We start from the raw sequence: 16,579 nt of genomic DNA, 5'->3' as shown, positions 1-16,579 counted from the left end.
GGTGATGCGGCCATTTGCGCGATTTTGAGCGAACCAGGTCGCGACATGAGCAAGGAGCGCGCGATGAGAAGGACGTTGATAAGGTACAAGGCCAGGCCGGAGCTGGCCGATCGGAATGCCGAGCTGGTTTCGGCCGTATTTGCGGAATTGAAGGCGGCCGGGCCGGACGGTGTGCGCTATCTGACGCTGCGGCTGGAGGACGACACCTTCATCCATCTTGTCGAGGCCGCGACCGAGGACGGCTCGAGCCCGATCCCGAAACTCAAGGCGTTTCAGACCTTCCAGGACGGCATCCGTGACCGCTGCTCCGAGCCGCCGCTGGTTCGTGATGTGAGGATCGTCGGTAACTATCGTATGCTGGACGAGTCCTGACCAAGCGAAGCGGAGGAGCAATGGCGCCAGACCCCCTGGCCACCGTCGATGTCGAGGCCCTGCTGGCGCGGATGCGGCCGAAGCTGCATCGCTACTGCGCCCGCATGGTCGGCTCGGTCATCGACGGTGAGGATGTGCTGCAGGATGCGCTGATCAAGGCGATGGAAGCGCTGCAATCGGTCACGCCTGTCAATATGGAGGGCTGGCTGTTCCGCATCGCGCACAACACCGCGCTGGATTTCCTGCGCCGCCGCAACCGGCAGGAGGCGCTGCATTCGGCCGAGGAGGTGGAGATGATTGCCGACCGGCTCGATGATGTGGAAAGCCGCCAGATCGCAGCGACCAGCCTGCGCACCTTCATGCGGCTGCCGGTGGCGCAGCGCTCCAGCGTGATCCTGATGGACGTGCTCGGCTGCTCGCTTGCCGAGGTCTGCGACATCATGGATTTCAGCCTGCCGGCGGTGAAGGCCGCGCTGCATCGCGGACGCACGCAGCTGCGTGAGTTCGCCGGAGAGCCGGACGACGTGTCGCAGCCGGGCCTGTCGGAAGCCGATCGGACGCGGCTCAACGCCTATGTCGGCCATTTCAACGCCCGCGACTTCGACGCGATCCGCGCCATGATCGCCGACGACGTCAGGCTCGAGCTCGTCAACCGCACCAGGCTGAAAGGCAAGGCCGAGGTGTCGAACTATTTCGGCAATTATTCGAAGGTCAGCGACTGGCACCTGGTGACGGGGCAGGTCGAGGGACGTCCCGCGATCCTGGTGTTCGATCCGAATGAGCCGAGCGGGCGCGCGAAATATTTCATGCTGCTCGACTGGTCCGCCGGCAAGCTCGCCACCATCAGGGATTTTCGTCACGCGGCCTATGTTATCGATGGTGCGCAGTGCGTGGTGGATAGAGGGTGAACTCGCCCATGTGCTTTTCGCGCAGCGGACTGCGGGTGTCAGCCGGCCCCCGGCCTTCCCTGTGCCCTCTTGGATTTGAGGGTGGAGCGACGAAGAAAAGCTCGCGCGAAGGCGCCGCGGGGACGAGAGTTCATGCCCGTTTGAAAGATCGGACGCACCATTTTCAGGGATATGTCAACGTTGCTGGCGCTACGCGGCCAGCTCACGCGGCGCTGCGGTGGGCCTTTGCCTTTGTCTTTGCCTTGGGCTTCTCCGGCGCCGTCGATGCCGGGATGCGTCGAGCACCTGGGCCGAGGTGGGTATGAACCTCCTTGGCCAAAAGCGGCTCGCCGCATTCGGAGCAAACCATGACCGGATCGAAGTCCTTGCCGCATTTGCGGTGTTGATGCAGCAAAGGTCGTCCGCGCGCGTCGACCATATGGGTGTCGCCCCAGTGCACGATCGCCATCATGATCGGATAGAGATCGAGCCCCTTCTGGGTGAGGATGTATTCGTGCCGCTTGGGCGAGTCCTGATAGGGGATACGACGCAACACGCCCTGCCGGACCAGCTTCTTCAGCCGTTCGGCGAGCAGGTGGCGCGTGATTCCGAGCGAAGACTGAAACCCCTCGAAACGGCGTGTGCGCAGGAAGCATTCACGCAGGATCAGAAGGGTCCAGCGGTCGCCGATCACGCCGATGGTTCGGGCCATCGAACACGGCTCGTCCTCCAGCTCACCCCATTTCATTCCAGATCTCCACTCTGCCCGCGGCTTCTGCACGAATCGTCCAGGAAGCCTTTGGTGTTGTTACAATTCTAAATCGGAACTGACTGTGAAACAACGTCTTTGAAAGGCTAAATTAGGTTGGAAAATCGCGCAGAAATTGACAGTTCGTTTTTAGAACTGTAAGAACAATCTGCGGCCTGGATGATGGTCCGACGACCGGATCCAGACCTGACCGGGAGAAGACCCTTGCAAAAGAGAAACGCGACCGTGGCCGTGATCGGCGCCGGTGATTTTATCGGCAGCGAGATTGCAAAGAAGTTCGCCTCCGAGGGCTTTACGGTGTTTGCGGGACGCCGCGACGGCGCCAAGCTCGAACCGCTCGTCAAGGAGATCGAGCAGGCCGGCGGAGAAATTCACGCGCGCGCGCTCGATGCGCGGAAGGAAGACCAGATCATCTCGTTTCTCGGCGATGCCGACAAGCACGCCCCGCTCGAGGTTTGCATCTTCAACGTCGGCGCCAACGTCAACTTTCCGCTTCTGGACACGACCGAACGGGTGTTCCGCAAGGTCTGGGAAATGGCTTGCTATTCCGGCTTCCTCGCCGGCCGCGAGGCCGCGCGCCTGATGCTGCCCCGCGGCCAGGGCAATATCTTCTTCACCGGTGCGACGGCGAGCTTGCGCGGCGGAAGCGGCTATGCGGCCTTCGCCAGCGCCAAGTTCGGGCTGCGGGCGGTCGCGCAAGCCGCGGCGCGCGAATTGGGCCCGAAGAACATTCACGTGGCGCATCTGATCATCGATTCCGGCGTCGACACGGAATGGGTCCGGCAACGGCGGATCGAGGCGCTCGGTCCGAACGCGCTTGACAATCCCGACCTCCTGATGCCGCCATCATCGGTCGCCGAATCCTACTGGATGCTCTATCAGCAACCCAAGAGCGCCTGGACCTTCGAGCTGGAGATTCGTCCCTTCGGCGAGAAATGGTAGCGAAGCCGGCTCACGATGACCCGTGCAAAGGTTCAGGATGAATTGCCGAAGCGGTGTTCTGGAAGTCCCTGTGCGATGCCATCGATGGCCAGAACATGACCCGATTGGGGTTCGCGGCCCAATTGCTCACGATCCAGAAACTTTCTCGCCGTCGTCACGAACAGGGTCTTCAGATCGGCTCCGCCGAAGCACACGCAGGTCGGGTTGGTCGCCGGCACCGGAATGACGGTATCGATCCGGCCGTCCGGCCGATAGCGCACCACCCGGCCGCCGGAGAAGAATGCGGTCCACAGTCCGCCCGCAACGTCGATGCACGCGCCGTCCGGCCTCCCGCCGGAGGCGCTGTAATCCGCGAACAGCCGTCTGTTGCGGATCACGCCGTCATCGAGATCGAAGTCGAATTGCCAGGTGCAGTATCGCCTCGTATCCGTGAAATAGAGTGTGCGATTGTCGAGTGAGAACGCGATTCCATTCGTCACGATGACATCGCCGAACATGTGCGTTGTCCGGCCGTCCGCGTCCACACGATACAGCGCCCCGTTCGGTCGATGCAGCTGGTTGTCCATGGTGCCGATCCACAGCCGGCCCCGTGCATCGACGCGTCCGTCATTCAGGCGGTTGTCGCGGCCGGTTTCGACCTCGCAGAGCTGGCTTGGAGGACCGTCACTGGGCGAGTGGCGATAGAGCCCCAGATCCTGCGCGAGCAGGTGGGAGCCATCTGCCGTCAAGGCCTGACTGCCGAGCGAGTTGCACGCGTAGGGAAAGACCTGATGCACGCCGGTCGCCGGATCGAAGGATTGATGCAGCCGCCGGTCGATGTCGACCCACCACAGCTTGCGGGAGCGGTCGCACCACAATGGCGTCTCGCCGAGGATGTCGCCCGCGGCGACCGCGGTCTCGACCTGATGCGCGGGGATCATGTCAGGAGTCATCCCGAAATCCGATTGCAGCGACGAGCGCTGTCTCCGAACGACGTCAGGCCGCGGACGATCAATCCTCGTTCCAGGAGGCGAGGGCGTGCGCAACGCAGCCGTTGATGTGGTCGGTGAGCACGGTTTTAGCGCCTTTGATGTCGCGCTTGAGCGCGCATTCGAGCAGCGCCTTGTGCTGGTTGATCGTCTCCGCGCCGCGGTAGCGCAGCGCATAGCGGAAATATTTGTCGAACACGATCGCGTGGGTCTGCATCAGCTCGCGCGAACCGCAACTCGAGATGAGAGCCTGGTGGAATTCGCCATCGTAGCGTTTGCGCAGCTCGGGATCGTCCCCCTCCTTGAGGACCGTGCGTTCGGTGGCCGCCAGCTTGTGATGCGCGGACACCACGCGGCCCTCCCACTCGACGTCGCCGGCACGAAACGACTCGGCCATTGCATGCTGCTCCAGCAGGATACGCAGACCGGCGAGCTCACGCAGGTTCTGGATGGATATCGGCGCCACCTCGAAGCCGCGCTGGCCCTCGGCGACCACAAATCCCTCGGAGGTCAGACGATTGAGGATCTCGCGCAATGTGGAGATGCTGACGCCGTAGTCCTCCTTCATGGCGTCCAGCTTGAGGCGTCCGGACGGCGTCAGCACGCCGAAAATGATGTCGGCCCGGATGCGCTGATAGCCGCTGTCGCCCGCCGACAGGGGCCGTTCCTCGAGTGACGTCATGCCTTCTGATCCCGCCTGTCCCGGTCGGTCGGCCACTTCGGAGGCGGCCGAACCATCAATGTTGCCAGCAATATAGCAGATTTCCAGTGTCAGACGTATAGTAAATCATCATACGAAACAAAGATCGTCATTTGACATGGAAATATATGTGTGATGTCTAAATAGACTGAGGGTACGAAAAATGATGGCTTAAGCCGCCGTTCGCGCCCGTTCGAACAGGGAGGAAACGATGAGCTTGTTGGTACGGGCGCTGTCTGCGACGGCGATCTGCGTGGCGCTGACGGTCGGTGCATCCGCTGAGGACATTCAGGAGCGCACGATCAGGTGGGGACATCTGAACAACACCGATCACCCCGTCAGCGCGGGGGTGCAGAAATTTGCGGAGATCCTGCTGGCGAAGAGCGGGGGCAAGATGAAGGTCCGTGAGTTCGCGGCCTCGCAGCTCGGCAACGAGCTGCAGCAGCAATCGGCGCTGCGCGGCGGTACCCAGGAAATGCTGTCGGCCTCGACGACGTCGCTCGCAACCGTCGTGCCGGAGTTCGGCCTCATCGACTTTCCGTTCATCGTGAAGACCATCGAGCAGGCCGACGCGCTGGGGACCGGCAAATTCGGCACGTCAATGCTCGATACGTTGCCGCCGAAGGGGCTGATCGGTCTGGGATATTGGGGCCTCGGCTTCCGCAACGTCACCAATAGCACGCGGCCGATCACGAAGGTCGAGGATTTCAACGGCCTCAAGCTTCGCGTCATTCCCAACCCGGTCTACCTCGAGACCTTCGGATCATTTAAGGCCAATCCCGTTCCGATGGCCTTCGGCGAACTCTATTCCGCATTGGAGACCCGCACCGTCGACGGCGAGGAGAACCCCTTCACGGTCATTCTCTCCAACAAGTTCTACGAAGTGCAGAAATACGTCTCCGCCACCAATCACACCTTCACCCTGAACATCATCCTGGTGAGCAAGGCGTTCTGGGACAAGCTCTCGCCGACCGAGCAGCGCCTGATGCGCGAGGCGTATGAGGAGAGCCGAGGCTATCAGAAGGAGCAGACGCGCCTTCAGACCGAAAAGGCCCTCTCCGAATTGCAGGCAAAGGGCATGCAGTACAACACCGTTGCGCCGGAAGAGCTCGATCGCATGCGCAAGACGGCGCAGCCGGTGGTCGACAAGATTGCCGCCAATCTCAAGCCGGACGCGGTCAAGCTCTTCAACGACGAGCTCGACCGCATCCGCAAGGACGTGAAATAGTCGACTTGTCAGCATGCATAAGTAGGAGCCGAACGGTCGGCCGGCTCTTGAACTGACCTTGCCCGGACGGCACGTATGGCGCGATTTCTCGACCTCTATTGTACCCTACTGAAGGGCATCATTGCCGCATTTCTTGCGGTGATGGTGGTGCTGGTGTTCGGCAACGTGGTGCTGCGCTACGGCTTCAACTCCGGTATCGCGATTTCCGAGGAGCTGTCGCGCTGGCTCCTGGTCTGGCTGACTTTCCTCGGTGCTGTCGTGGCAATGCGTGAGCACGCCCATCTCGGCGTCGATAGCCTTGTGCGGATGCTGCCGGCTTACGGCAAACGAATCTGCTTCATCGTCAGCTATGTCCTGATGCTGTTCGCCGACTGGCTTCTGCTCTCGGGAAGCTGGCGTCAGACGATCATCAATATCGACGACCGCGCGCCGGCGACCGGCCTGTCACTCGGCATCTTCTATGGCGTGGGCGTGATTTTCGGCGTTTCGGCCGGAGTGATCCTTCTCTACGACCTGTTCCGCGTCATGTCCGGACAGGCCAGCGAAGCCGACATGGTGGCCGTCAGGGAATCGGAGGAGCACTGATGCTGTCTCTCCGTATCGTGGCGCCCGGCGCTCTCATCCTGGAAATCACCGGGATCACGCCATGACCATTGCGGTCTTCACCTTCTCGCTGCTCGGCGCCATGGCGCTGGGCATGCCGATCGCCTTTGCGCTGATCGTCTGCGGCGTGGCCCTGATGAGCACGATCGACATGTTCGACGCGCAGATCGTGGCGCAGAACGTCATCAACGGCGCGGACAGCTTTCCGCTCATGGCCATTCCCTTCTTCATGCTCGCCGGCGAGGTCATGAACAAGGGCGGTCTGGCCAAGCGAATCGTCAACGTTGCGCTCGTCGCGGTCGGCCATTTTCGCGGCGGACTTGGTTACGTCACGATCCTCGCGTCCTGCATCCTTGCGTCGCTCTCGGGCTCCGCGGCAGCCGATGCCGCGGCGCTGGCCGCCCTGCTGGTGCCGATGATGGTGGCGGCGGGTCACAAGAAGTCCTATGCGGCGGGTCTGGTGGCGGCCGGCGGCATCATCGCGCCCGTGATTCCGCCCAGCATCGGATTCGTCATTTTCGGTGTCGCCGCGGGCGTGTCGATCTCGAAGCTGTTCCTGGCCGGGATCGTCCCGGGGATCTTGCTCGGGGCAGGGCTCTGCCTGGCCTGGTGGTGGGTGGTGCGCCGGGAGAACCTGACACCCCCGCCAAGGGCATCGCTCTCGGAAATGGTGAAAGCGGTGGTCGACGGCTTCTGGGCGCTGATGCTGCCGGTCATCATCATCGTCGGCCTGCGCTTCGGTATCTTCACCCCGACCGAAGCCGCAGTGGTCGTCGCCGTCTATTCGCTGTTCGTCGCGACCTGCATCTATCGGGAATTGAAACCGTCGCAGCTTTACGAGGTGTTCGTCTCCTCGGCCCTGACGACGAGCATCGTGATGTTTCTGGTGGCAGCGGCGCTGGTATCGTCTTGGCTCATCACCGTGTCCGAGATTTCGGCACAGATCGTCGCCCTGCTCAAGCCTTTCATGGGCAACAACACGCTCCTGATGCTTGCGATCATGGTCGTGGTGGTGATCGTGGGAACGGCCCTCGACATGACGCCGACCATCCTCATCCTCACGCCGATTCTGATGCCGATCGTCAAGGCGGCGGGCATCGATCCCGTCTACTTTGGTGTTCTCTTCATCATCAACAATGCCATCGGCCTGATCACGCCGCCGGTCGGTATCGTGCTCAATGTGGTTTGCGGTGTCTCCAGGATCAGCATGGAGGATATCATCAAGGGCGTCTGGCCCTTCTTGATTGCGCAGCTCGTGGTTCTGTTCCTGATGATTCTGTTCCCGGGGCTTGTAACAGCCCCTGCCAAATGGTTCGCCGGCTAGACGCGTCGGCAACACAAGAAGGACAAGCGAAAATGGCCGCAAGGATCATGATCCTCAACGGACCCAATCTTAATTTCCTCGGCATCCGCGAGCCCCACATCTACGGCTCGACGACGCTCGATGAGATCGAGGCGAGCTGCCGCGCGCTGGCCGACCAGCTCGGCGTTTCGATGTCGTTCCATCAATCGAACATGGAGGGTGAACTCGTCAGCCTGATCCAGTCCGCCCATGGCAACGCGGACGTCATCATTATGAATCCCGCGGCCTATTCATTCACCTCGATCGCGCTGATCGATGCGCTGAAGATTTTCGAGGGTGTGAAGATCGAGGTGCATATCTCGAACATCCACGCGCGGGACGAGCTGCACCGCCACTCGATCACGTCGAGCGCCTGCACGGCGGTCATTTGCGGACTGGGTCCCTATGGCTATCTCGCCGCGATGCTCGCGGCCGTCCAACGGCTGGGGCAATTGCCTGAGACCATTGCACCGGCTCTGCGCGGGCTTGCGGCCGGCGGCAAGGCGTAGGCATGGAGGGCGCAATGCGCGGCACGGGATTTCTCGCCATCTGGAGCGACGTCGAGGCTCACGACCTGACCGACTACCGGCATTGGCTGACGCGTGAGCACACGACCGAGCGCGTAACGACGAAGGGGTTCCTGGCATCGCGTGTCTTCCGCGCGGCAAGGGACGACATCAACCGCTTCTTCATTCTGTATGAGCTGGAGACGCCGGAGGTCCTCGACGGCGAGGCCTATCTGGCGCGCCTCAACGCACCGACGCCGTGGTCCCAGCGCATCATGCCGAAGCTCGGCAATTTCATGCGGGGCGGGGGCGTCATGATCGCGCGGGCAGGGCGGGGCGAAGGCGCATCGATCGTGGCGCTGCGGATCGAGACGTTGCCGAAAGATCCCCAAGGTCTGGCTCAGACGTTCGTTGCGTGCGACGGGGTTGCCGCGGTGCAGATCGGCGCGACCGACGAGGCGCGGACATCGGTGCGGACCGCTGAGAAGGGCATGCGGACGAACGAGGGCTTTTTCGCGGGGCTCTTGCTGATCGAGGCGCTCGACGTCTCGTCGCTGCAGGCCGCCTTGCTCAAAGCCGCGGAAATTGCCCCCGACGTCATGGCCGTGGCGAGCGAGCCGGAAGTTTATCAAAGCATGTTTGCGCTCGACGCCCGTATCGCGGATTTCGGCTGATGACAACGTTCTCGCTAGGAACTCTTGCGCACCATTGAGGCTTGACTCAGCGGGCCAGCGTCGCCGCCGATTTGCTGGCCTGCACGGCCCCGCCTCCAAGCCCCCATACCCCCCAGGGTGGGGCCGTGTCTCTTCGCAGGAGACACAATGCCCGAGCCAACCGATCACGACATCAGAGAACGCGCGCACCGCTTGTGGGAACAGGCGGGCAAGCCGGAAGGCCGCGAGGAAGAGTTCTGGCACGCGGCCGAGCAGGAGCTGCGCAACGAGGACAAGTCGAACCCCATGCGGACGCCGGATACGCTGTGACCGACAAGAGCTGCCCATTCTGCCACGGTCTGGGATGGGTCTGCGAAAACCATCCGCTCCGCGCCTGGAGCGACGAATTGGGCGGCTGCCGATGCGGTGAGGGCATGCCCTGCACCTGCAACGCGACGGAAGATCCCGAAACAAGGGCGGTGATCGTCGAAGCGGACACGACGTGGCATTGAAGGACCTGGCATTGAAGGACCTGGCATTGAAGGACCTGGCATTGAAGGACCTGGCATTGAAGGCGGAACAGAGCCTTCCAGCAGGAATTGAGGTCGTGAGCAGCACGGGCTGCGACGCAGGCCCGTGGCTACGGCGGGGTTTGCGGTGGACGAGCGGAAAAAGATAGAGCACCAGATCGAACTCGCAACGCGAGCGGCAGCCCTTGTCAAAGACGAAACCACTGTCCAGCGATTCAGGACGTTCGCCGAGGAGCTGAAGCAAAAGCTGCTTCGGATGATGCGGCGCGGCAAGGTGCGAGCGCGCGCGTACGAGCTCTGGGAGCAGGCCGGTCGCCCGGTCGATCGGGATGTGGAGTTTTGGCTCGAGGCCGAACGGCAGATCGAAGAAGAGCGCGATCAGCGAAGGCCCTCGGATTGCTCAGACAAACGGTAGAAGTTCCGGTAGCCACATCGGCAGCGAACAAGCTTCGGGCCGCGCGTTCCTGGACAGAGAAAAAGCCGCCGAGTTCTTCACCTGGCGGCTTCAAAAGTCCGTAGCTGTTGGTCGCCTCTCCAGCCTCGTGCGTACCGCCGTTACCTTGTTTGCGGCCATGCAAGTTCAGTCTAGGCCAAGGCGCTCGATTCTGCTGTGACCTGAAGCACACATTGGAAGGACGATGTCGGCAAGCCTGGGAGGGCACCGACTTTGATGGGACTGCTCCGTCATTGCTTTACGCGCCCGCCGCGACACCCAGGCGGCCTATGCCTGGAAGCTTCAGCGCGGGGCGGCGGATGTCGAGGCCGAGCACCGCGCCGAGGAAATTGATCTCGACCCCTTCGACCCAGCCGATGGTCATGCCGAGATAGCCCGACAGCGACGCGTAGAGCCCGGTGCCGGACGCCGTGATGCCGGCCCAGCGTCCGCTGTAGGGGAAGTCCTTGCCGATCGCTGTCGGCGGCAGCACGGCGCGCAACTCGGGAACGGCGTCCAGCGCAGCCTGCACGAAGGTGTTGGAATTCGGTCCCGGCCAGGCGCTGTAGTCGCCATAGGCGCGGAACTTGTAGTTCTCGATGACGGCACGGATCTTCGGAATCAGCGCTTCGGCCCGCGCGCCGTCGACCGCCACGACCGTTTCCGGCAGGGCCCCGAACCAGCGGCCGTCGGGCGCAAAGCCGTTGCTGCGAACAGGGTCGCCCCAGGCCGTGTAGTCGTATCGACTGTAGGTCGCGGCGCCCTTCTCCTTGACGACGATCCAGGTATGGACGGCAAAGATGCTGCGCCAGCGCACGGTGCGCGCGGCGAACACGCGGATCAGCGCGTCCGGATTGGCGGATGCGGGCGGCAGCAGGCCGGCGCTGGAGCGATCCGCCGTCTGCCAATTGCCGCGGCCGTCGCCGCGCAAGTAATAGCGGCCGGCCGATACGCCGATCGGCAGGAAGATCAGCAACAGGAACAGAATCAAGGATTTCCTCAAGGGCAAACGCAGTCAGGCGGGACGATGCCACCAATATAGTTCGCAAGGCACGCCGCGCCAGCGCTCTCCTGCTCTTGCATTCGGGTGGTGCGGCCATATGTTGCGTCCATGAGGAAGTTGTCGCTCGTCGAGGACCAGGCCATCCAGGCGCGAATCGCGTACATCGCGGGCGCCGAGATTTTCGATCGCCTGTTCGCCGGCATCCGGTTCGACGAGATCGACGGTAATCTGCTGTTTGCCATCGCCAGCGACGAGGACTGCGCGGCCGAGATCGAGGACGAGTTCTCGCACCAGCTCGCTGTGGTCGCCACGCAGATCCTCGCGCAGAGCGTGGACGTGGTCGTGGTGCTGCCGAAGGTCCTGCAATAGCCGCCTGTCCGTTAGCTTCTGCCCGCTCAGGCCGCTTGCCTTCCCCCGCTGTCTCTGCTTTTCAACGCAATTGCAAAATTGTAATGACGTCACTGGGCGCTCAGGCCCGAGGCGCGTTATCGACGGAGCTCGACGGGAGGGCTCGTCGTCGCTCGCCTCTATTTGCGAAACAAAGTTGGATACACATTGGCGCCCACCAGGAAAGCCCGGGCCACGACCGGCGCGATAACGACAAAAAGCAAGAGCTCGAAAAGCAAAGGCTCGATAAGCAAAAGCGCGAAACGCAAGAGCACGAAGAGCACGAGCTCGAGAAGCACGAGCTCGAAAGGCCAGCGCCTGGAGAAGAGCGCCTCGCGTTCCGCGGTCGCCTCCTCATCGCCGCTCGGCATGCTGGCGCTGCATCTGCTCGAGCAGTGGGAGAAGTCCGGCCGTGACGGCCTCGTCTTCCTCTGCGACGACGAGAGCAGGGCGGAGCGACTGGGCGGTGTGATCCACGCCCTCGATCCCTCGGTCGACGTGCTGGTGTTTCCGCGCCTGAACACGCTGCCCTTCGACGGCCTCGAGCCCTCCCGCGAGATCGCGGGCCGGCGCAGCTCGGTGCTGCGGCGTCTCGCCAAGGCAAAGAAGCCCGTCTTCCTGGTGTCCACCGCGGAAGCGATCATGGAACGGCTGCCGCTGCCGGCGAGCTGGTCGCGGTCGAGCCTCACGCTGAAGGTGGGCGCGCCCTATTCCGGGCCCGAGCTGGAGACGCGGCTGGAAGCTCTCGGCTACGATCTCGACGAAGAGGCGGAGTATCCGGGCGGCGTCCTGTTCCACGGCAAGACGTTCGAAGTGTTTCCCGCTGGCGCGCTCGCTCCCTTCCGGATCGAGCATTCCGGAGACACGATCCGCAAGATCGTCGCCGTCGATCCCATCGAGCACGAGGTCGTCTACGAGACCGCCGAATTGATCATCGATCCCATGTCCGAGCGGATCGCACTGGGAGCTACGCGCGGACAGCGGGCGACGCTGCCGGATTATTGCAGCCGCGCGCGATGGATCGCGGATGCCGGGGTATCGACCCACGCCGAGAGCTGGCTGGGCACGATCGAGGACGCTGCCGGCCGCAGGGATGCGGAGCGCGAGTATCTGGGGCAGGCGGACTGGAAGCAGCTGAAGAAGCGCATCAGCGTGCTGCCGCGCAAGGCCGCCTTCATCTCGACGCCGGAGTTCTCGAAGCTGGCCTCGCCGCGCAAGGCGCTTCGCGCCTTCGTCGCCGACATGCAGCGCGGCGGATCGCGGCTGCTGTTCGTCGCAGCCGTCGAGGACGACCTTCGCGCGATGGAGCGCATGAGCGGCATCAAGGCGGAGCGGCTGGCCGATTGGAGCGAGGTGACGAAGGCACGGAGCCGCGAAGGCGCGCTGCTGGCCGATTTCGACGCGGGGTTCATTGGCGCCGGCCGCAAGCCGCTCGTCGTCGTGACCGCCTCCGACGTGCTCGGCAGCCGGGCCCATCATCCCCAGCCGATGGCGCGAGCCTGGAACCCGGCATTCGATCATCCTGATGTGCCCGAAAAGGGCGCCGCCATTGTCCATCTGCAACGCGGGCTCGCCGTGCTCGATGGCTTGCAGACCCTCGACATGGGCAAGGGATCGCGACGCGAGATGATCAGGCTCAAATTCGCGGGCGACAATGCCGTGCTCGTACCGCCGTCCGATCTTGCCGTGATCTGGCCCTATGCTGGCGAGCCCGGCAAGCTGACGCTCGACAAGGCGGACGGCAGCAGCTGGTGGGCGCGGCGCACCGAGGCGGAAGCGGAAATCCAGGTCGCCGCCAAGGCTCTCGCCAAACACATCAGCCAGCGCCTCCGCCGTCGTGCACCCAAACTGGTGCCACCGGGGCCGGCCTACGAAAAGTTCGTCGCGCGGTTCCCCTATTTCACGACAGTGGACCAGGGCCAGGCGATTCAAGACGTCCTCGACGATCTTGCGGCGGGCCATCCGATGGACAGGGTGATCTGCGGTGACGTCGGCTTCGGCAAGACCGAGGTCGCGCTGCGGGCGGCGGCCGCAGTGGCGCTGTCGGGCAAGCAGGTGGCGATCGCCGCGCCGACGACCGTGCTGGCGCGGCAGCATGTCGAAACCTTCCGCAAGCGGTTCGGCCCTCTCGGCATCGAGGTGGGAAGCCTGTCGCGAGCCAGTTCAGGCCCGGAGACGCGAGAGACCAAGGAGGGGCTGCGGCGCGGCGCGCTGAAAGTCGTGGTCGGCACGCAGGCGCTTGCGGCAAAGGACGTGAAGTTCGCCGACCTCGGCCTCGTCATCATCGACGAAGAGCAGCATTTCGGCGCAGCGGAGAAGGCGAAGCTTTCAGGCCTCGCCAAGGGAGCCCATTCGCTGTGGATGAGCGCCACGCCGATCCCGCGCACGCTCGCGGCGGGACTTGCCGGCTTCCGGGATCTCAGCGTGATCGCCTCGCCGCCGGTTCATCGCCTTCCCATCGTGACCAGGATCGCGCCGCTGTCCGACGCTGCCATCGCCGCGGCGCTGCTGCGCGAGCGCAGGCGGCATGGTCAGAGCTTTCTGATCTGCCCGCGCATCCAGGATCTGGAGCCGATGCTGGCCCGTGTGCAATCGGTGGCACCGGAGCTGCGCATCGTCTGTCTTCACGGCAGACTGCCCGTGGACGAGATCGACGACCGCATGATGAGTTTCGTCGATGGCGAGGCGGACGTGCTGTTGGCGACCAATATCGTGGAAAGCGGTCTCGATATTCCGCGCGCGAACACCATCGTGGTGTGCTGGCCCGAAAAGTTCGGACTTGCGCAGCTGCATCAGCTCAGGGGACGGGTGGGACGCGGCGGCACGCGCGCCTTTGCCCATCTGCTGACGGAGTCGACCTCGGAGCAGTCCGAGAAGCGTCTGGCGGTGCTGGAGGAGTTCAGCAAGCCGGGTGCCGGCTTTGCGATCAGCGAGCGCGACCTCGACCTCAGAGGCGCCGGCGATCTGTTCTCGCAACAGCAGTCCGGCCACGTCCAGGTGTTCGGACCGGTGCTCTACAGTCACCTTCTGAAGCGGGCGTCCGAGCGAGGCAGCGATACCGGCGCCGATCTGTGGGTGCCCGATCTCAATATGCCGTTGGCTGACATGTTGCCTGAAGGCTACGTGCAATCGGAAGCGGTCCGGCTCGAGATCTATGGGCGCGCTGCCAGGTGCCGAAGCGACGACGATCTGGAAGATCTGGAGGAGGAGATCTCGCGTCGTTTTGGCAGGCTGCCGCCGGAGGCCCGCGACTTCTTCGCATCCGCCAGGCTCCGGATCGATTGCAAGCGGCGCGGCATCGTCAGGCTCGATGTCGGGCCCGAGGCCGTCGCCGCGACTTTCCTGCCGGGGCGGCTGCGGAAATCCAGGGGGAAGTCGCAGGCGGGAGCGCTACAGCGCGACGGCGACCGCGTCGTCTACGCCGGTCGCCGTGATCAGGACCCGTTCAGGCGCGTCGAGGAATTCCTCGAACTCCTCGACGCCTGAGGATCATTCGGTCTGCTCGACTGCCGCGGGCATTTTCGCCACCGACATCAGCGAGCGAGCCACCTGGTTGAGGAGCTGATCGGCATTCTCCTCCTCGGCGAGTGATTTCGACAGCAGGGCGACAATGGCACTGTGGCGAAGCTGCTGGGCGAGGTTGCGCGCCGTGGTGTAGCCCGCGATCTCGTAATGCTCGACGCGCTGCGCCGCGCCGATCAGGGCGAGGTCGGCCGCCGCGTCCTCCTTGTCCTCGCCCTCGGCCATGACTTCCTGGCCCTCCTCGACAAGGCCCATCATGCCCTTGCAGGGCTTGGCGCGGCCGGATTTGCCGAGCATTTCGAAGCACTCGTTGATGCGCTCGATCTGCGCTTCGGTCTCCGCGAGGTGCTGCTCGAACAGCTCGCGCAACTGGTCGAAGCGGGCGGCCTCCGCCATCTTGGGAAGCGCCTTGGTCAATTGCTTCTCGGCATGCAGGATATCGCGCAGCTCGTTGATGAGCAGATCGCCGAGACCGGCTTCGTCCGCCGGCGGCGAGCTCTCGGTGACGATGGCCGAGGCCGGACCCGGTTCGCCCGCCTGGATCGCCGGCGAGTCCGTGAAGACCCAGTCGCCGCCCTCGTTCCATGGGCCACGCGTGTCGATCTCGCCATGATCGCCGGCGCCGGTGGAATCGTTGAAGAACTGGTCGACGAGGCCGGGCGTCGGGGCGATGCGGCCGATGCTGAACGCCGGCTTGCCCATGCTCTCGAGCGCGAGCGCGAAAGCCTTCATGTGCGTGATCTCGCGGGTCATCAGGAACTGCAGCGCGTCCTTGCTGCCGGCGTCGTCGCAGAAATTGATCAGTCGCTCGTAGACGATCTTGGCCCGCGCCTCTGCGGCGATGTTGCTGCGCAGATCGACGTCGAGCTCGCCGGTGATCTTCAGATAGTCGGCGGTCCAGGCATTTCCCTGCGAGTTGAACAGATTGACTCCGCCGCCGCCCGCGATGGCGATGAGGGGATCGGCTTCGGCGGCCTGGCGGTCGAACTTCGAGGGCTTGAGATGCATCCGCGCCAGCGTGCCGACCACTTCCAGATGGCTGAGCTCTTCGGTGCCGATGTCCATCAGGAGGTCCTTGCGATCGGGATCCTCGCAGTTCAACCCCTGGATCGAGTACTGCATCGCCGCAGCGAGCTCGCCATTGGCGCCGCCGAACTGCTCCAGCAGCATGTTGCCGAAGCGGGGATCCGGCTCGTCGACGCGAACGGTGAACATCAGCTTCTTGACGTGATGATACATGGTGGACTCTCGGTGCAGGAGGGAGTGGAAAGAAGGTGAGTCCCGAACGGGCGGCTTCAGCGTTCGTTCCTAGCGAAACGACCTGCGCCGATGATATCAGGCGCAGGTCGTTCGAAGTCGATCGGCAGGATTGTGGACGTGTTCGTTTAGCGCTGGTCCGGACGCTTGGCGGGCGGCCCATTCTTGTTGCCCGGTGCGCCCTGAATATGCGACGGGTCCTGCGATTGCACGGCGGTGTTGCCAGTGGAGCTCGTCGAATTCGATCCAACGGTTTCACCGGGCTTGGCGGCCGGACCGTTCTTGTTGCCGGGCTGTCCGGCAATGCCGGCACCCGAATTCTGCGCGCTCGGCGCGGACGAAACGTCAGGCTTGCTGGCCTGCGCCCAGGCTGCTCCAGGCAGCACGAGAGCGGCGAGGATAACGGCACCTGTGAACTTCATCTCGGTGTTCTCCGACTGATGCCCCATCTACTCGAACGCCGGTGACCTGCGCGCG

General features: G+C 63.5%; 19 protein-coding genes. 12 read left to right on the top strand and 7 right to left on the bottom strand.

Translation table 11 applies throughout. The features are described from left to right. The first annotated feature begins 63 nt into the window (after positions 1–63). Together BRA471DRAFT_RS29645 and BRA471DRAFT_RS29640 are read left to right on the top strand one after the other, a co-directional pair. Complete coding sequence (locus tag BRA471DRAFT_RS29645; RefSeq protein ID WP_007614051.1) at positions 64–372, top strand: hypothetical protein; 309 nt, start codon at positions 64–66, stop codon at positions 370–372. Between the two features lie 20 nt (positions 373–392). Next, complete coding sequence (locus BRA471DRAFT_RS29640) at positions 393–1,280, top strand: sigma-70 family RNA polymerase sigma factor (protein WP_007614050.1); 888 nt, start codon at positions 393–395, stop codon at positions 1,278–1,280. 202 nt (positions 1,281–1,482) lie between these two features. On the opposite strand, the gene BRA471DRAFT_RS29635 is transcribed toward BRA471DRAFT_RS29640, so the two are convergent. After that, positions 1,483–2,007: a helix-turn-helix domain-containing protein gene (locus tag BRA471DRAFT_RS29635; RefSeq protein WP_007614049.1), complete on the bottom strand. Its 525-nt coding sequence runs from the start codon at positions 2,005–2,007 to the stop codon at positions 1,483–1,485. Positions 2,008–2,232: 225 nt separating this feature from the next. Here BRA471DRAFT_RS29635 and BRA471DRAFT_RS29630 point away from each other — a divergent pair, with 225 nt between their 5' ends. Continuing rightward, positions 2,233–2,970, top strand: coding sequence for an SDR family oxidoreductase (locus BRA471DRAFT_RS29630; protein WP_007614048.1), 738 nt, complete (start codon positions 2,233–2,235; stop codon positions 2,968–2,970). A 32-nt stretch (positions 2,971–3,002) separates the two neighbouring features. On the opposite strand, the gene BRA471DRAFT_RS29625 is transcribed toward BRA471DRAFT_RS29630, so the two are convergent. Further along, on the bottom strand, positions 3,003–3,902 hold the full coding sequence (locus BRA471DRAFT_RS29625) for an SMP-30/gluconolactonase/LRE family protein (protein ID WP_007614047.1): 900 nt from the start codon (positions 3,900–3,902) through the stop codon (positions 3,003–3,005). A gap of 58 nt (positions 3,903–3,960) precedes the next feature. After that, complete coding sequence (locus BRA471DRAFT_RS29620; protein WP_007614046.1) at positions 3,961–4,620, bottom strand: GntR family transcriptional regulator; 660 nt, start codon at positions 4,618–4,620, stop codon at positions 3,961–3,963. Between the two features lie 229 nt (positions 4,621–4,849). Between BRA471DRAFT_RS29620 and BRA471DRAFT_RS29615 the strand changes: the two genes are divergently transcribed. From BRA471DRAFT_RS29615 to BRA471DRAFT_RS29585, 7 genes are all read left to right on the top strand, one after another. Next, a complete protein-coding gene (locus BRA471DRAFT_RS29615) occupies positions 4,850–5,866 on the top strand; it encodes a TRAP transporter substrate-binding protein (protein WP_007614044.1) in 1,017 nt (338 codons plus the stop codon). 75 nt (positions 5,867–5,941) lie between these two features. Then, on the top strand, positions 5,942–6,451 hold the full coding sequence (locus tag BRA471DRAFT_RS29610; RefSeq protein WP_007614042.1) for a TRAP transporter small permease: 510 nt from the start codon (positions 5,942–5,944) through the stop codon (positions 6,449–6,451). Between the two features lie 61 nt (positions 6,452–6,512). Next, on the top strand, positions 6,513–7,793 hold the full coding sequence (locus BRA471DRAFT_RS29605; RefSeq protein WP_007614040.1) for a TRAP transporter large permease: 1,281 nt from the start codon (positions 6,513–6,515) through the stop codon (positions 7,791–7,793). Positions 7,794–7,825: 32 nt separating this feature from the next. Continuing rightward, positions 7,826–8,320: a type II 3-dehydroquinate dehydratase gene (locus BRA471DRAFT_RS29600; RefSeq protein WP_007614037.1), complete on the top strand. Its 495-nt coding sequence runs from the start codon at positions 7,826–7,828 to the stop codon at positions 8,318–8,320. Positions 8,321–8,334: 14 nt separating this feature from the next. Next, a complete protein-coding gene (locus tag BRA471DRAFT_RS29595; protein ID WP_007614035.1) occupies positions 8,335–8,991 on the top strand; it encodes a hypothetical protein in 657 nt (218 codons plus the stop codon). A gap of 147 nt (positions 8,992–9,138) precedes the next feature. Next, a complete protein-coding gene (locus BRA471DRAFT_RS37200; protein ID WP_007595988.1) occupies positions 9,139–9,300 on the top strand; it encodes a DUF2934 domain-containing protein in 162 nt (53 codons plus the stop codon). A gap of 327 nt (positions 9,301–9,627) precedes the next feature. Beyond that, the gene (locus BRA471DRAFT_RS29585; RefSeq protein ID WP_035975216.1) at positions 9,628–9,915 is read left to right on the top strand and encodes a DUF2934 domain-containing protein; all 288 of its coding nucleotides are present in this window, start codon (positions 9,628–9,630) and stop codon (positions 9,913–9,915) included. Between the two features lie 277 nt (positions 9,916–10,192). On the opposite strand, the gene BRA471DRAFT_RS29580 is transcribed toward BRA471DRAFT_RS29585, so the two are convergent. Further along, the gene (locus BRA471DRAFT_RS29580; protein ID WP_007614034.1) at positions 10,193–10,924 is read right to left on the bottom strand and encodes a DUF3750 domain-containing protein; all 732 of its coding nucleotides are present in this window, start codon (positions 10,922–10,924) and stop codon (positions 10,193–10,195) included. 120 nt (positions 10,925–11,044) lie between these two features. Between BRA471DRAFT_RS29580 and BRA471DRAFT_RS29575 the strand changes: the two genes are divergently transcribed. Further along, positions 11,045–11,305 carry a hypothetical protein gene (locus tag BRA471DRAFT_RS29575; RefSeq protein WP_007614033.1) on the top strand — a complete coding sequence of 87 codons (261 nt, stop codon included), beginning with the start codon at positions 11,045–11,047 and terminating at the stop codon, positions 11,303–11,305. 158 nt (positions 11,306–11,463) lie between these two features. On the opposite strand, the gene BRA471DRAFT_RS29570 is transcribed toward BRA471DRAFT_RS29575, so the two are convergent. Beyond that, the gene (locus tag BRA471DRAFT_RS29570) at positions 11,464–11,694 is read right to left on the bottom strand and encodes a hypothetical protein (RefSeq protein WP_035974378.1); all 231 of its coding nucleotides are present in this window, start codon (positions 11,692–11,694) and stop codon (positions 11,464–11,466) included. Between BRA471DRAFT_RS29570 and BRA471DRAFT_RS29565 the strand changes: the two genes are divergently transcribed. Further along, positions 11,693–14,809, top strand: a complete 3,117-nt coding sequence (locus BRA471DRAFT_RS29565; protein ID WP_035974376.1) for a DEAD/DEAH box helicase — start codon at positions 11,693–11,695, stop codon at positions 14,807–14,809. The two genes, BRA471DRAFT_RS29570 and BRA471DRAFT_RS29565, sit on opposite strands and share 2 nt — an antisense overlap. Before the next feature lie 3 nt (positions 14,810–14,812). On the opposite strand, the gene BRA471DRAFT_RS29560 is transcribed toward BRA471DRAFT_RS29565, so the two are convergent. Then, positions 14,813–16,084 carry a DUF892 family protein gene (locus BRA471DRAFT_RS29560; protein WP_007614025.1) on the bottom strand — a complete coding sequence of 424 codons (1,272 nt, stop codon included), beginning with the start codon at positions 16,082–16,084 and terminating at the stop codon, positions 14,813–14,815. A gap of 146 nt (positions 16,085–16,230) precedes the next feature. Continuing rightward, a complete protein-coding gene (locus BRA471DRAFT_RS29555) occupies positions 16,231–16,524 on the bottom strand; it encodes a hypothetical protein (RefSeq protein ID WP_007614022.1) in 294 nt (97 codons plus the stop codon). Between the last annotated feature and the right edge of the window lie 55 nt (positions 16,525–16,579).

The organism is Bradyrhizobium sp. WSM471, assembly GCF_000244915.1.
Classification (GTDB): domain Bacteria; phylum Pseudomonadota; class Alphaproteobacteria; order Rhizobiales; family Xanthobacteraceae; genus Bradyrhizobium.
Note: the sequence above shows the minus strand (reverse complement) of the source record. Positions and strands in the feature narration are given on the sequence as shown.

Excerpts from the sequence above, each read along its gene's own strand:
- BRA471DRAFT_RS29645 (WP_007614051.1), top strand. The coding sequence starts at position 64 with ATGAGAAGGACGTTGATAAGGTACAAGGCCAGGCCGGAGCTGGCCGAT.
- BRA471DRAFT_RS29640 (WP_007614050.1), top strand. The coding sequence starts at position 393 with ATGGCGCCAGACCCCCTGGCCACCGTCGATGTCGAGGCCCTGCTGGCG.
- BRA471DRAFT_RS29635 (WP_007614049.1), bottom strand. The coding sequence starts at position 2,007 with ATGAAATGGGGTGAGCTGGAGGACGAGCCGTGTTCGATGGCCCGAACC.
- BRA471DRAFT_RS29625 (WP_007614047.1), bottom strand. The coding sequence starts at position 3,902 with ATGACTCCTGACATGATCCCCGCGCATCAGGTCGAGACCGCGGTCGCC.
- BRA471DRAFT_RS29620 (WP_007614046.1), bottom strand. The coding sequence starts at position 4,620 with ATGACGTCACTCGAGGAACGGCCCCTGTCGGCGGGCGACAGCGGCTAT.
- BRA471DRAFT_RS29615 (WP_007614044.1), top strand. The coding sequence starts at position 4,850 with ATGAGCTTGTTGGTACGGGCGCTGTCTGCGACGGCGATCTGCGTGGCG.
- BRA471DRAFT_RS29610 (WP_007614042.1), top strand. The coding sequence starts at position 5,942 with ATGGCGCGATTTCTCGACCTCTATTGTACCCTACTGAAGGGCATCATT.
- BRA471DRAFT_RS29605 (WP_007614040.1), top strand. The coding sequence starts at position 6,513 with ATGACCATTGCGGTCTTCACCTTCTCGCTGCTCGGCGCCATGGCGCTG.
- BRA471DRAFT_RS29600 (WP_007614037.1), top strand. The coding sequence starts at position 7,826 with ATGGCCGCAAGGATCATGATCCTCAACGGACCCAATCTTAATTTCCTC.
- BRA471DRAFT_RS29595 (WP_007614035.1), top strand. The coding sequence starts at position 8,335 with ATGCGCGGCACGGGATTTCTCGCCATCTGGAGCGACGTCGAGGCTCAC.
- BRA471DRAFT_RS37200 (WP_007595988.1), top strand. The coding sequence starts at position 9,139 with ATGCCCGAGCCAACCGATCACGACATCAGAGAACGCGCGCACCGCTTG.
- BRA471DRAFT_RS29575 (WP_007614033.1), top strand. The coding sequence starts at position 11,045 with ATGAGGAAGTTGTCGCTCGTCGAGGACCAGGCCATCCAGGCGCGAATC.
- BRA471DRAFT_RS29565 (WP_035974376.1), top strand. The coding sequence starts at position 11,693 with ATGCTGGCGCTGCATCTGCTCGAGCAGTGGGAGAAGTCCGGCCGTGAC.
- BRA471DRAFT_RS29570 (WP_035974378.1), bottom strand. The coding sequence starts at position 11,694 with ATGCCGAGCGGCGATGAGGAGGCGACCGCGGAACGCGAGGCGCTCTTC.
- BRA471DRAFT_RS29560 (WP_007614025.1), bottom strand. The coding sequence starts at position 16,084 with ATGTATCATCACGTCAAGAAGCTGATGTTCACCGTTCGCGTCGACGAG.
- BRA471DRAFT_RS29555 (WP_007614022.1), bottom strand. The coding sequence starts at position 16,524 with ATGAAGTTCACAGGTGCCGTTATCCTCGCCGCTCTCGTGCTGCCTGGA.